At 73.7% G+C, this 14,226-nt stretch carries 10 protein-coding genes; 4 read left to right on the forward strand and 6 right to left on the reverse strand.

What is annotated here, in order from left to right:
• Positions 1-17: 17 nt before the first annotated feature.
• From sucC to ACIP93_RS07650, 5 genes are all read right to left on the reverse strand, one after another.
• Positions 18-1,199: an ADP-forming succinate--CoA ligase subunit beta gene (gene sucC / locus ACIP93_RS07630; protein WP_345228862.1), complete on the reverse strand. Its 1,182-nt coding sequence runs from the start codon at positions 1,197-1,199 to the stop codon at positions 18-20.
• 250 nt (positions 1,200-1,449) lie between these two features.
• On the reverse strand, positions 1,450-2,634 hold the full coding sequence (locus ACIP93_RS07635; protein WP_401756657.1) for a VWA domain-containing protein: 1,185 nt from the start codon (positions 2,632-2,634) through the stop codon (positions 1,450-1,452).
• Entirely contained in the window at positions 2,631-5,249 is a 2,619-nt protein-coding gene (locus tag ACIP93_RS07640) for a DUF5682 family protein (protein ID WP_401756659.1), read from the reverse strand. Before ACIP93_RS07640 ends, ACIP93_RS07635 begins: the two co-directional genes overlap by 4 nt.
• The gene (locus ACIP93_RS07645) at positions 5,246-6,373 is read right to left on the reverse strand and encodes an AAA family ATPase (protein ID WP_401756661.1); all 1,128 of its coding nucleotides are present in this window, start codon (positions 6,371-6,373) and stop codon (positions 5,246-5,248) included. Before ACIP93_RS07645 ends, ACIP93_RS07640 begins: the two co-directional genes overlap by 4 nt.
• Positions 6,374-6,513: 140 nt before the next feature.
• Entirely contained in the window at positions 6,514-6,963 is a 450-nt protein-coding gene (locus tag ACIP93_RS07650) for a hypothetical protein (RefSeq protein ID WP_345228866.1), read from the reverse strand.
• Positions 6,964-7,092: 129 nt separating this feature from the next.
• Here ACIP93_RS07650 and ACIP93_RS07655 point away from each other — a divergent pair, with 129 nt between their 5' ends.
• Positions 7,093-8,463 (forward strand): SWIM zinc finger family protein, encoded by a 1,371-nt coding sequence (locus ACIP93_RS07655; RefSeq protein WP_401756662.1) that lies wholly within the window; start codon positions 7,093-7,095, stop codon positions 8,461-8,463.
• A 193-nt stretch (positions 8,464-8,656) separates the two neighbouring features.
• Complete coding sequence (locus ACIP93_RS07660) at positions 8,657-10,261, forward strand: DUF5691 domain-containing protein (RefSeq protein WP_401756664.1); 1,605 nt, start codon at positions 8,657-8,659, stop codon at positions 10,259-10,261.
• Between the two features lie 477 nt (positions 10,262-10,738).
• On the opposite strand, the gene ACIP93_RS07665 is transcribed toward ACIP93_RS07660, so the two are convergent.
• Positions 10,739-11,152, reverse strand: a complete 414-nt coding sequence (locus tag ACIP93_RS07665; RefSeq protein WP_345228869.1) for a cobalamin B12-binding domain-containing protein — start codon at positions 11,150-11,152, stop codon at positions 10,739-10,741.
• Positions 11,153-11,557: 405 nt separating this feature from the next.
• Between ACIP93_RS07665 and ACIP93_RS07670 the strand changes: the two genes are divergently transcribed.
• Both ACIP93_RS07670 and ACIP93_RS07675 read left to right on the forward strand, forming a co-directional pair.
• A complete protein-coding gene (locus ACIP93_RS07670; RefSeq protein WP_401756666.1) occupies positions 11,558-12,391 on the forward strand; it encodes an esterase/lipase family protein in 834 nt (277 codons plus the stop codon).
• A gap of 270 nt (positions 12,392-12,661) precedes the next feature.
• Positions 12,662-14,224 (forward strand): M23 family metallopeptidase, encoded by a 1,563-nt coding sequence (locus tag ACIP93_RS07675; protein ID WP_401756668.1) that lies wholly within the window; start codon positions 12,662-12,664, stop codon positions 14,222-14,224.
• Positions 14,225-14,226: the final 2 nt, after the last annotated feature.

Here is a 14,226-nt window from a genome sequence, read left to right on the forward strand (position 1 = left end):
TTTGGAGTCCCTCTTCCTTACTTCGCAGCCGCGGCGAGCTCGGCGGCCTTGTCGGCCGCGCCGTCCATGGTGTCCACGCGCTGCACGAGCGGGTGGTTGGCGTCCGAGAGGATCTTGCGACCCAGCTCGGCGTTGTTGCCGTCGAGACGGACAACGAGGGGCTTGGTGACTTCCTCGCCCTTGGTCTTCAGGAGTTCCAGGGCCTGGACGATGCCGTTGGCGACCTCGTCGCAGGCGGTGATGCCACCGAAGACGTTGACGAACACGGACTTGACGTCCGGGTCGCCGAGGATGATCTCCAGGCCGTTCGCCATGACCTCGGCGGAGGCGCCGCCGCCGATGTCCAGGAAGTTGGCGGGCTTGACGTTGCCGTGGTTCTCACCGGCGTACGCGACCACGTCGAGGGTGCTCATCACGAGACCCGCGCCGTTGCCGATGATGCCGACCTCGCCGTCGAGCTTGACGTAGTTGAGGTTCTTGGCCTTGGCGGCAGCCTCGAGCGGGTTGGCTGCGTCCTTGTCCTCCAGCGCCTCGTGGTCGGCCTGGCGGAAGTCGGCGTTCTCGTCCAGCGAGACCTTGCCGTCGAGGGCCAGGATGCGGCCGTCCTTGGTCTTGACCAGCGGGTTCACCTCGACGAGGAGGGCGTCCTCGGCGACGAAGGTGTCCCACAGCGTCACCAGGGCCTCGGCGACGCCCTCGGCCACGTCGGCCGGGAACTTCGCGAGGGCCACGATCTCGCGGGCCTTCTCGATGTCGACGCCGTCCACGGCGTTGACCGGGACCTTCGCGAGGGCCTCGGGGGTCTTCTCCGCGACCTCCTCGATGTCCATGCCGCCCTGCACCGAGGCCATGGCCAGGAAGGTGCGGTTGGTGCGGTCGAGGAGGTACGAGACGTAGTACTCGGCCTCAATCTCGGGGGACAGCTCGGCGATCATCACCTTGTGGACCGTGTGGCCCTTGATGTCCATGCCGAGGATGTCGGTGGCGCGGGCCACCGCCTCGTCGGCGTCGCCGGCCAGCTTGACGCCACCGGCCTTGCCGCGGCCGCCGACCTTCACCTGCGCCTTGACGACCGACTTGCCGCCCAGTCGCTCGGTGGCTTCGCGCGCCGCCTCAGGCGTGTCGATGACTTCACCGGCCAGCACCGGTACACCGTGCTTGGCGAAGAGGTCCCTCGCCTGGTACTCGAACAGGTCCACGCGCGTCCGTCCCTTTTCTGAAGATCGCGGGTTCTGGTGATCGCGTTGCGTTCAATGCGATGGGCGTGCCGCGAAGGCAACGTGACGGCGCTGTCACAAGGGAGGCGTACACGGTGTCCGGTACGCGGCATGTCCGTCTCGCAGGTTATCCCCGAGGGACGTAGGTCCCTAAATCGCAGGTCGCACCTGAACGGTGATACCTGTCACAGAGTGCCGCCGATGACCATGACCGGTGTCACTGAGTGTCCGATCATGCGGCCTCCGGTATCGGCAGGGGCCGCTTTTCGATCGCCGCCGCCATGATCTCGGGGAAGAGGTCCGGAGTGCAGGCGAAGGCGGGGACGCCGAGGGCGGCGAGCGCGGCGGCGTGCTCGCGGTCGTGGGCGGGGGCTCCCTCGTCGGAGAGGGCGAGCAGGGTGACGAACTGCACGCCGGAGGCCTGCATCGCGGCGACCCGCTTGAGCATCTCGTGGCGGATGCCGCCCTCGTACAGGTCGCTGATCAGCACGACGACGGTGTCGGCGGGCCGGGTGATCCGCGACTGGCAGTACGCGAGCGCCCGGTTGATGTCGGTGCCGCCGCCGAGCTGCGTGCCGAAGAGGATGTCGACGGGGTCGTCCAACTGGTCGGTGAGGTCGACGACCGCCGTGTCGAACACGACGAGCCGGGTCCGGATCGACCGCATCGAGGCGAGCACCGCCCCGAAGACGGAGGCGTGGACGACGGAGGCGGCCATTGAGCCGGACTGGTCGACGCAGAGCACGACCTCCTTCTGCACGGCCCGGGAGGCGCGTCCGTGACCGATCAGCCGTTCGGGGACGATCGTGCCGTGCTCCGGCAGGTAGTTCTTGAGGTTGGCGCGGATCGTGCGGTCCCAGTCGATGTCGCGGTGCCGGGGGCGGTGGACGCGGGCGCTGCGGTCGAGGGCGCCGGTGAGGGTGGCGCGGGTGCGGGCGGCGAGGCGCCGCTCCAGGTCCTCGACGACCTTGCGGACGACGGCGCGGGCGGTCTCCCTGGTCGTCTCGGGCATGGCCTTGTGGAGGGAGAGGAGGGTGCCGACGAGGTGGACGTCGGCTTCGACGGCCTCCAGCATCTCCGGCTCCAGGAGCAGCCCGGCGAGCCCGAGCCGCTCGATGGCGTCGCGCTGCATGACCTGCACGACGGAGCTGGGGAAGTACGTGCGGATGTCCCCGAGCCAGCGCGCGACGGACGGCGCGGAGGCCCCCAGCCCGGCGCCCCGGTCGCCGGTGCGGCCGTCTCGCCCGGCGGCGGGGTCCTTGCGGCCGTAGAGGGCGGCGAGGGCGCCGTCCATGGCGGCATCCTGCCCGGAGAGCCGGTGGCCGGTGCCGTCGGCGGACTCCCCGCCGAGCACCATCCGCCAGCGCCGCAGCCGCTCCTCGGCCGCTGGGCGGGGCGGGTCCGGGGTCGTGGTCATCGCGGGGACACCTCCGTCGGGTCGTGGTTCTCCGGTGCGGGTGGGGTGCCGAGCAGCAGGTGCAGCAGGGGCAGTACGGCGTCGGCGCGGGTGGGGTCGAGGGCGGGGCCGAAGCCGGGGACGCCTGCTTCGGCGGGCCCGCCGGGCGCCGGCGGGGTGCCGCCGGGCGGGGCCGGACCGCGGCGGACCAGTTCGCCGAGGGTGCGGCGCACTCCTGGTTCGTACGCCGAGAACGTCCGGCGCAGCAGCGGCAGTACGTCGGTGAAGGCGTCCGCGGGGACTTCGGTGAGCCAGGAGTCGAGCAGTCCCAGGAGGCGTACGTCGTGGACCAGGAGCATGCCCGAGCCGGACGCGCCGCCGACGAAGCCCTCGATCCAGGCGGCCGCGTCGGCGGGCGGGGCGCCGGGTGAGAGGGCGAGGCCCATCAGGCGGGCGGCGGCGTCCTCGTCGAGGCGCCCGTCGTCCAGGAGGAGGCGTACGGCGCGGCCGCGGAGGACGCCCGCGACGGTGTCCCGGTCGGCGAGGGCGCGCAGGGCCCTCGCCCAGCGGCCGGTCAGGTCGTGCGGGTCGTGGGCGTGGTGCGGGCGGCGGGCTGCGTGGGGGTCGTGGGCGTGGTGCGGGTCGCGGGCATCGCGTGGGTCGTGGACTGCCTGTGCGTCGAGCGGGTCGTGGGCTGCGTGCGGGGCGGGCGCGGTGCGCGGGCCGGTGCCGTCGGGTGACCGGGTCAGCAGGCCGACGGAGGTGTGCACGGCGTCGAGGTGGCCGCGCATCGCGGCGGCGCCGTCGTCGTCCAGGCCGGTGCAGGCCGACGGCAGTCCGACGCAGATCCGCATCGTGAGGCCGGCCGCGACCTCGGCGAGGGCGGTGGTGTCGGTGCCGCGCACGTCGCCGTAGCGCAGGGTGCGGGCGAGCGCGGGAAGGGCCTGGGCGAGGTGGCCGACGTCGCTGTCCAGGGCGGCGCGGTCGGCGAGGGCGTTCATCACCACCGGGAGGGCGTCGGGCAGTTCGGCCAGCAGGCACTGTTCGGCGAGGGCGGTGACGGCGGAGAGCGCGGTGGCCCGCCCGGCCTCGGACTCCGCTTTCGCGGTGGCCGCGGCCAGGACGGTGGTGCCCCAGATGCCGGCCTCGGCGACCTTCACCGACAGCTCGGGGTCCCAGCGCAGCCGCCAGCCCTCGCGGAAGGTGCCGGTGCTGCCCCGGAATTCGGCCGGTTCGCCCCAGCCGACGCCGAGCAGGCGCAGCCGGTGCAGGAGGCGGCTGCGGGCGGCGTCGGTGTCCTTGCGCAGGTCGAGCTCCAGCTCCCGCTCGGCTGCTTCCGGTTTCAGCCGCAGGGTGCGCTGCCACCGGGTGAGGTCGCGTTGCAGGGGGACGACGGGGGCGCTGTCCGGCACCTCGCCGAGGACGTCGCCGACGATCAGCCGGTCCCGCACGAGCGAGAGCGGCACGTCGGAGCCGTCGCACAGCACGGCCCGGATCGCGTCGGTCGTCTCGGTGAGCCCGGCGAGCGGCCGGCCGCGCATCGCGGCGAGGGCCTCGGCGAGCCGGACGGCCTCGATGACGTGGGCGGAGGAGACGAGGCGGTCCTCGTCCCGCAGCAGGCCCGCGACCTTGGTCATCCAGCGCGCGACGGGCCGGTCCGGCGCGCCGAACAGATGCCCGTACCAGCCCGGCGAGTCGATGCCCGCCCCGTACCCGCTGTGCCGGGCGAGTCTGCGGTGCGTCCAGGGCACCCAGGTCAGCTCGGCCCTGACCTTGGGCAGGCCCTTGAGGAGGGCGCGGTCGGCGGTGAGCGTCGGGGGCTTCCCGGCGAGCGCGGGCACGTGCCAGGCGCCGCAGACGACGGCGACCTCGTCCCCGAACTCCTTTCTGGCGGTGCGGAGCTGGATGCGCATGTACGCCTCACGGACCAGGTCGCGGGCGTGTCCGCCGTGCCCGTACTCCTCGCGGAGCGCCCCCATCGCCTCGGCGAGCGCCTCGAACGGGGCCAACGGGGCGAGGGGGCCGGTCCCCCGGGCGCCGCGGTGCTCCACGACGTCCTCCCACCAGCGCTCGGGGTCGTCGTACCCGGCGGCCTCGGCGAGCACGGCGAGCGGGTCGACGGCGAGGGCGTCGATGCCACCGGCGGCTCCGGGACCGGCTTCGGGGCCGGGGCCGCCCTCCGGCTCCGTTCCCCCCTGTGCGGCGCTCTGCTCCCGCGCGGCCAGCGAGTGCGCGGCGGGGAGGTCGATGAAGCGGACCCGCGCCCCGTGGTCCAGGGCCCAGCGGACGGCGACCCACTCCGGGGAGAACGCGGCGAACGGCCAGAACGACGCCCGACCGGGGTCGTCCGTGACGTGTGCGAGCAGCGCGACCGGCGGCCGCATCTGCGGATCGGCGGCGAGCGGCAGCAGTGCGTCGGCCTCCGGCGGGCCCTCGATCAGTACGGCCCGGGGCCGCGCCGCGTCGAGCGCGTCCCGTACGGCACGCGCCGAGCCGGGCCCGTGATGCCGCACCCCGAGCAGCCAGGGCCCGCGCGGAACGGGGGCGGCGGCCGACGCGGGCGGCGTGTCCGTGACGCGGGGCACGGGGCCGGCGGCGGCGTCCGGCGCGGCGGCGACGGCCGCGGGGGGCGTCATGCGCCCGCCTCGCGGCAGGCGCGGTAGAAGTCCTTCCAGCCGTCGCGCTCGCGCACGACCGTCTCCAGGTACTCCTGCCAGATGACCCGGTCCGCCGCCGGGTCGCGGACGACCGCGCCGAGGACTCCGGCGGCGACGTCACCGGAGCGCAGCACGCCGTCGCCGAAGTGGGCGGCGAGGGCGAGGCCGCCCGTGACCACGGAGATCGCCTCGGCCGTGGACAGGGTCCCCGACGGCGACTTCAGCTTGGTGCGCCCGTCGGCCGTGACGCCGGAACGCAGCTCGCGGAAGACGGTGACCACGCGGCGGATCTCGTCGACGGCGTCCGTGCCACCGGGCAGGTCCAGGGAGCGGCCCAACTGGTCGACCCGCCGGGAGACGATGTCGACCTCTTCCTCGGGGGTGGCGGGCAGCGGCAGCACGACCGTGTTGAACCGGCGGCGCAGCGCGCTGGAGAGGTCGTTGACGCCCCGGTCCCGGTCGTTGGCGGTGGCGATGAGGTTGAACCCGGAGACGGCCTGGCACTCCTGGCCCAGCTCCGGTATCGGCAGGGTCTTCTCCGACAGGATCGTGATCAGGGTGTCCTGGACGTCCGCCGGGATGCGGGTCAGCTCCTCGACGCGGGCGGTCATGCCCTCGGCCATGGCCCGCATGACGGGGCTGGGCACCAGGGCCTCGCGGCTGGGGCCGTGGGCGAGCAGCCGGGCGTAGTTCCACCCGTACCGGACGGCCTCTTCGGGGGTGCCCGCCGTGCCCTGGACGAGCAGGGTGGAGTCGCCGCTGACGGCGGCGGCCAGGTGCTCGGAGACCCAGGTCTTGGCCGTGCCCGGGACGCCGAGGAGGAGCAGGGCGCGGTCGGTGGCCAGCGTGGTGACGGCGACCTCGACGATTCGGCGCGGGCCCACGTACTTGGGGGTGATGACCGTGCCGTCGGGCAGCGTGCCGCCGAGGAGGTAGGTGGCGACGGCCCACGGCGAGAGCCTCCAGCGGGTGGGCCGCGGCCGGTCGTCGGCCGCGGCCAGCGCCTTCAGCTCGTGCGCGAACGCGTCCTCCGCGTGCGGCCGCAGGACCGCTGCGGCGTCCGCCCCCGCGGCGGAGTCGAAGTCGGTGGCAGGCGTGGTCATGGAATCCCCCTCCAGATTTCCCGGATGTGGTTCCCACGGTGCACCATGCCACTGACAATCAAGCGTCCGCGCAGGTCAGACCGCCGATTGAAGTATTACGGCAGCTATTTCACGACCGGCGGGGCGGCCGTGTCCGGCGACTACCCCGCGACCGGCGAGGCGGCGATGCAGCCGCCCGCCATGGCCTTCTCGCCCGACGCCTCGGCGAGGACCTTGCCCTTGTGCGTGACCTTGCACTTCAGGTCGGCGAGGCCGGTGACGGAGATCGGAGTGACGTTCGCCGGCATGATCCCCTTCAGCGTGACGGTCTTCGTCCACGGCGAGGCCGGCTTCTTCACCGATTCCAGCTTGGGCTCCAGGGCAGTGCCGCCGCCCGCGTGGAACTCGATGGACTCGATGTCCTTGCCCGTGACCTCGTAGGTGACCTCGTAGGTCTCGTTGACGGCCTTGTCGACCTGGTCGACGGCCTTGTCCGAGCCCTCGGAGGCGGCTGACTTGGCGGCCTCCTTCACCTCGGAGCAGGCACCGAGGCCGAGGACGAGGCCGGTGACGGCGGCGGCGCAAAGGGCGGTGCGGGCTGTGCGGTTCATCGCGAGGACCCCCGGTTTGGCTGGTGCTGGAGACCGCACCACATCGCAAAGGGAGGGTAAAGTCAAGCCGGTCCTCAGTGGAATCGCAGGTCAGAGCGATTGTCAGTGGGGGCCTCTACCGTCGGGGACATGAATCAGCTGGGGGTGCGCCGGACGGCGGATCAGGTGCTGGCACTGGCTCCTGACGTCGCTTCGCGCGAAGCGGGAAGCAGGCTCGGGACGGCCGGGCCGTGGTCGGACGCGGGCTGCGACGGCGCGGGGGCGCTGTGGGGCCTGTGCGAGGGCAGCGGCAGCAGGCCGTACCGCACGGTGGTGGATCTGGCGGGCCCGGTCCCGGCCTCCCAGTGCAGTTGCCCGAGCCGGAAGTCCCCCTGCAAGCACGCGCTGGGGCTGCTGCTGCTCTGGGCGGCCGAGGACCCGGTCGTGACGGCCGGCGCGGAGCCCGCCGGGTGGGCCGGGGAGTGGCTGCGGGCCCGCCGGGAGCGCGCCGGGGCGCGGCAGGAGGGGACGCCGGCGGAGCCGGGCGGCGCCACCGCGGAGAGGACCGCCGACCCGGAGGCGGCCCGGCGACGGGCCGAACGCCGGGCCGCCCGGATCGAGTCGGGCGCCGCCGAGCTGGAGCAGCGGCTCACGGACCTGCTGCGCGAGGGTCTGGCCTCGGCGGAGCGGGAGGGGTACGGGTACTGGGAGGAGACGGCCGCGCGGATGGTGGACGCCCAGGCCCCGGGGCTCGCGGCCCGGGTGCGGGAGTTGGGCGCGATACCGGCCTCGGGACCGGACTGGCCGGGACGGCTGCTGGAGGAGTGCGCGCTGCTGCACCTGCTCGACGCGGCCTGGCTGGGCCGCGACCGGCTGCCCGACGCCCTGGCGGCGACGGTACGGACGAGGGTCGGCCTGCCGTCCGCGCCGGCCGGGCCCGCGGTCCGCGACAGTTGGCTGGTCCTCGCCCAGTACGACCAGTCCGACGGCAAGGTCACCACCCGCCGCATCTGGCTGTACGGCCGGGACACGGGCCGCACGGTGCTGGTGCTGTCCTTCGGGGCGGCGGGGCGCGCGCCGGAGATCTCGCTGCCCGTGGGCCTCGCCGTCGACGCGGAGGTGCTGCCGCACGGCGGGGCGGGGCAGTTGCGGGCCACGCTCGGGGAGCGGTTCGGGGCGCCGTACGAGGGGGGTGCGCTGCCGCGGGGGGCCGGGGTGCGGGAGGCACTGGAGGAGTACGGGCGGGCGCTGCGCGAGGACCCGTGGCTGGAGTCGGTGCCGGTGACGCTGGACGGGGTGGTTCCGGTGCCGGTGGGCGAGGGGTGGCAACTGGCCGACGCGGACGGGAAGGCAGCGTTGCCGGTCGCCCGGGGGGCGGTGGGAAGACCCGGGCTGTGGAAGCTGGCGGCCCTCTCCGGCGGGGGGCCGGTGGCCGTCTTCGGGGAGTGCGGGCACCAGGGCTTCCAGCCCTTGGCGGCGTGGGGGGCTTCGGACACCGGTGAGCCGATACCGCTGCTGTGAGGCATTTCGGGGCGGGGCGAGGGCGGGCCGGTGCTCGCGTCGGCCCCCGGGGTGGGCGAGGGCGGGGCCGGGTGCTCGCACCGGCCGCCGGGGCGGGGGTCGCCGGGACGGAACCCGCTCCCGTGCCGCGCCCGGTACTTCGGTCGCCTGCGGCGCTGCCCGAGCCCTCCACACCGTTCGAGAAGGGAACCCCATGAGCACCATCGCTCCTCCGCCCCACTGGGAAGAGCTGGTCACCGCCGCTCTCCTGGGCACCGACCGGCGGCCCGCCCCGGGGGCGGAGACCGCCCCCGCGCTGCTGGACGCCGCCGCCGTGCACACCGTGCGACGACGGGCCGGACTCACTCCCGCCGCCGCGGATGAACTGCCCGCCCCCGCACCGCGGGACGGCCGGGCGCGGCTTCCCGGGCCCGCGCGGCGCAGGCTCGCCCTGTTGCTGGCGGACCGGGCGGCCCCCGCCCAGTCCGGTGGGCGACGGGGCAGCACGCCCGACCTGACGGAACTGCTGCCGCAGTGGCTGGCCGCCGCCAACGGACACCGGTACCGGGCTCCCGAGGACCTGCTGCCCGCGCTGCTGGACGCCGCGCGGGCCCGGACCGATCTGCGGCCGCAGGCGCTGGAGTTCGCCGGGGCGCGGGGCCTCTGGCTGGCCCGGCTCAACCCGGAGTGGAAGTACGCGCTGCGCGGGACCTCGGGCGGGGCCGTGCTCCCCGCCCTGGAGGACGCCGAGGCCGTACGGGCGCTGTGGGAGGAGGGCCTGTTCGCCGAACGCGTGCGGCTGCTCGGTGCGGTGCGGGCCGCCGATCCGGCCGCCGCGCTCACCCTGCTCACCGGCACCTGGGCGACCGAGCGGGCCGAGGACCGGCTGATGTTCCTGGACTCGCTGCGGACCGGGCTGAGCGCCGGCGACGAGGAGTTCCTGGAGCAGGCGCTCGCCGACCGCAGCCGCAATGTCCGCGCGGTGGCCGCGGAGCTGCTCTCGGCGCTGCCGGCCTCCGCGTTCGCCGCGCGGATGGCGGACCGGGCCACGTCCTGCGTGAGCCCGGACCGTACGGGCACGCTCGGCGGGATCGTGGTGGAGGCCCCGCACGAGTGCGACGCGGCGATGCAGCGGGACGGCGTGGTCGCCAAACCCCCGGCCGGGCGGGGCGAACGGTCGTGGTGGCTGGGCCAACTGGTGGAGTCCGCACCGCTTTCCGCCTGGCCGCCCCGGCTGAACGGCCGCACCCCTCAGGAGATCACCGCGCTGCCGGTGTCCGACGGGTGGGGCGAAGAACTGCACGCGGCGTGGTGCCGGGCGGCGATCCGGCAGGGGGACGCGACATGGGCACGGGCACTGCTCGGCGCGCCGTCGGTGCCGCCGGAAGCGGGAACGGGCACGGCGTCGCTCGCCGAGCGGGCCAAGCTGCTGACGACGCTGCCGGACGCGGAACGGGCGGACTGGGTGGCCGGTTTCGTGTCGGCGCACGGTCTGTCGGAGGCGTTCCAACTGCTGGGGGTGTGCGTGGTGCCGTGGTCGCAGGCGCTGGGCCGGGCGGTGGTGGACGCGCTGGACATCGCGCGGGACGCGGGGAGTTACCCGTGGAGCTTCAGCGGGGTGATGGGGCTGGCGGAGCGGTGCCTGGACCCCGGGGAGGCGGACCGCTTGGAGATCCTGACGACGACCCCGGCGGAGGCGGAGGGCGCGTCGCCGGGTGCCGGGGGCTACTGGTCGGAGGCGTTCCAGCGCCTGGTGGGAACCCTGCGGCTGCGCGCGGCGATGATGCGGGAACTCTCGGGCGAGGCGGGGGGTCCGTAGACCACGCGGACCGGCACGAGCGCGCCAGGGGCGCGGGGAACCGCGCGAGCGCCCCACCGCACAGCCGCGCGGCGAGCGCTCTCAGTGAAGGGGCGGGACCGGGGGCGGGACCGGGGCGCAAACCGGGGGCCGGGGGGCAGCGCCCCCGGCACGAGCAGCAACCCCGAGCCGCCCCGCACCCGTACCCTGCCGAAGCCCCACCCCGCACTCGCAGTCACGCCCCGCCGAAGCCGCGCCCTGCACCCACAGTCACGCCCCACCGAGGCCCCGCACCTCAAACCCGCTCGTATCCGAAGCCCCGCACCCCAAGCTGCTCCGCACCCGAAGTCACGCCCCGCCGAAGCCCCGCATCCCAAACCGGCTCGCATCCGAAGCCTCGCGCCACCCCGCACGCCGAAGCCCCGCACCCCGCGCCGCCCCGCACACCGAAACCCCGAGCCACCCCGCACGCCGAAGCCTCCCCCCGACGCCCCAACCTCACGCCCCCGCCGGCTGCCTCACGTTCGCCCGGACCCACTCCACGATCTCCGTCGTCGTCGCCCCCGGCGTGAAGAGCTCCGCGACCCCCTTCGCCTTCAGCGGCGCGATGTCCTCCTCCGGAATGATGCCGCCCCCGAAGACCTTGATGTCCGCCGCGTCCCGCTCCCGCAGCAGGTCGATGACCTTCACGAAGAGCGTGTTGTGCGCACCGGAGAGGATCGACATGCCGATCGCGTCCGCGTCCTCCTGGATCGCGGTGTCCACGATCTGCTCGGGCGTCTGGTGCAGGCCCGTGTAGATGACCTCCATGCCCGCGTCGCGCAGCGCCCGCGCGATGACCTTGGCCCCCCGGTCGTGCCCGTCGAGCCCCGGCTTCGCCACCACCACACGGATCGGACCCGTAACACCCATCGCTGCTGCCTCCCAGTACGCACCGCGCCGCCGTTGGCGCAACGTCCCCCCGCCCCAGGAGGAGCGGGGAAGTGAACGAACGTTATCCACAGCATCCCGCACGCCGCCGTTTCGCGGTGGAGACAGAGGGGGAAATCACACGGTGAGAAACACGTTCGCTGTGCGTCGCACCCACACCGTCCGGCACCGCGCCCCGGGTCGTCAGGAGCCCGGGAGCAACAGCCGTGGCGGGGCCGTCGCACGGGGGGCCGCAACGAGGTCGCCGCACCAGCGCGCCGTCAGCCGCACGGCACGGTGGTGCGGCCGCTCTTTTCCTCCCGACCCGCCCGGCCTCGGCGCAGCACCCCCACGAGGGCACCCGGGGACGGAGCCGTCTCCCGTGTGCTGTCCGGAAGGTCGGCCGCCATGAGCATTTCTCCTCCCCCGCCCGCCCCCCTCATCCCGTTGCTGCGGGCTGCCGTTCTCGAACTGGCGGTCCTCCTCGGGCATGTGATGCTCTACCCCGCCGGCATGCGCCCCGAGCAGTCCGCCGGTCCCGGGACCCGCCCGGGGCGCGGAAGCGACGGGGCCGGGGCCGAATTCGCGCTCCTCACCGCGGCCGTCGGCCGCCCCCCGGTGGTCCTGCTGCACGGCTTCGTCGACAACCGCTCCGTGTTCGTCCCGCTCCGCCGCTCCCTCGCCCGGCACGGCTGGCACCACCTGACCTCGCTCAACTACTCCCCCCTCACCTGCGACCTGCGCACCGCCGCCGAGCTCCTCGCCCGGCACGTCGAGGACCTCTGCGCGCGGACGGGACACCCCCGCGTCGACATCGTCGGGCACAGCCTGGGCGGCCTGATCGCGCGCTATTACACACAACGGCTCGGCGGCGACACGCGCGTGCGCACACTCATCACTCTCGGAACTCCGCACGAGGGCACGCGCGTCGCGCCGCCGATGAGCGCGCACCCCCTCGTACGGCAGATGCGCCCCGGCTCTTCCTTGATCGCGGAACTCGCCCTGCCCGCCCCGGGATGCCGCACTCGATTCGTGAGTTTCTGGAGTGACCTTGATCGAATAATGGTCCCCACGGAAACCGCCCGCCTCCACCATCCCGATCTCGTCGCGACGAATGTGCAGGTCAGCGGCGTCGGTCATCTCACTCTGCCGGTGCACCCCGCAGTCGCCGCCACAATCCGACAGGAACTCCGGGCACCGACCGGCGCGGACGGGACCGCCGTCGGAGTCCGGGTGGCGTAACGCCGCGAAGGCAAACACCCGGACGAGTGCGCGGCGTGTGAATGTGCGGTGATCAAGCCCTCGCATTCCTCGAACAATCGCCGAACGCAGCGCCAAGCCGGTGCCCGCCGTCCGCCAAAAGGCGGCTGATTGCCCGGTTCCTGATTGCTCAAAACCTGCGGGAGATTGTCGCCGCCGCATACCGCCGGGTACAGTCGCGCCACTGCTTTCACTCTGGGTGCTCATGGCTCCCGGAAGACAGGTCCTGCTGCCGAGGCGAGAGAGACGTTGGTGAACGACCAGCAACCCCACGCCGGGTACGACACGTACCCCACCGGCAACTTCGGCACCGATCCGCTCTTCGGCGGACTGCCCGGCACCGGTGATCACAGCGACCACAGCGGCCAGTACGACGCCACCGCGTGGGACACCGGTTCACACCAGAACCTTTCCGCCGGGTACGACGTGTACGGCTCGCATACCCCGCAACATGGCTACGACACCACCGGTACGTGGACGAACCTCGCGGACGCCCCGGCGCAGGGCGGTCCGTCGTACGACACCCGGGGTTACCAGGCCGACGGTCTGGGGACCGGCCCGGCGGCGGCCGACCCGGGAACCGGCCAGTGGGACGCCACCGCGTGGAACGAGGCGAACCGGGTCCACCAGGTGCACCAGGGCGCTTTCGACACCGGCCAGTTCGACGCCGGACAGTTCGGGCACACCGATGCCGGGCACCTCGACACCGGACACCTCGACGCCGGACACAACCAGACCGGTCAGTTCGACGCCACGCAGTTCGCCCACCCCGCCGACTCCTCCTCCGGTCACCCGTGGCAGTCCTACGATTCCAGCCCGGAGACCGGCGCGTTCGACGCGACCGCCTGGAACACCGGCCACGACGCTCCGGACACCCCGGACGCCTCCGGGCACCTCACCGGTGAACCGGACGCCCCCGGCCGGCTCACCGGTGAAATGGACGTCCACACCACCGAGTTCCCGATCGTCACCCCCCGCACCCCCCACGCCCACGACGAGGCCGGTTCTGGTCCGGGCCCCGAGCCGGAACCCGCGGCGGCCGGCTCCCGCGCCGACCGCCGTGTCCCCGCGAACCGCGGCCGCCGCCGCCCGCCCGCCAAGCGCTCCGCCCTCTTCACCGTCGCCGTCCCCTCCGCCTGTGTCATGGGCGTCGCAGGAATCGCCGCGGCCTCCATCGGCGGAGTCGCCGGTGCCGACGAGGCGAAGAAGCCGGTGGCCATGGCCGTCGCCGATCCGGCGACCGTGAAGCCCGTCGCCGTGAACAACAAGCTCGACACCATGGCCGCCGGAGTCAGCGCCAACGCCCGCGACTTCGGCGACCGCGCCAGCCGTACGCAGGAGCGCATCGACCTCCGCGAACGCCAGGCGGCCGAGAAGAAGCGCAAGGCCGAGGAGGCCGCCCGCAAGGAGGCCGCCCGCCCCAAGTACGTCCTGCCCGTCAAGCAGCACGGACTGAGCGCGTACTACGGCCAGGCGGGCGTCAACTGGGCCGCCGTCCACACGGGCATCGACTTCCCCGTCGACATGGGCACACCGGTGATGGCCGCGACCGACGGCACGGTCAGCTACCAGTACAACTCGGCGTACGGAAACATGATGAAGGTCGTCTCGCCCAAGGGCGTGGAGACCTGGTACTGCCACCTCTCCCGCACCAAGATGCGCTCCGGCACGGTCAAGGCCGGCGACGTCATCGGTTACGCGGGCGATTCCGGCAACTCCACCGGCGCGCACCTGCACTTCGAGGTCCGCCCGGGCGGCGGCTCCGCCGTCGACCCGCTGGCCTGGCTCCGCAGCCACGGCCTGGACCCGTCGTAAGA

Source organism: Streptomyces sp. NPDC088745 (assembly GCF_044751045.1).
Classification (GTDB): domain Bacteria; phylum Actinomycetota; class Actinomycetes; order Streptomycetales; family Streptomycetaceae; genus Streptomyces; species Streptomyces cremeus.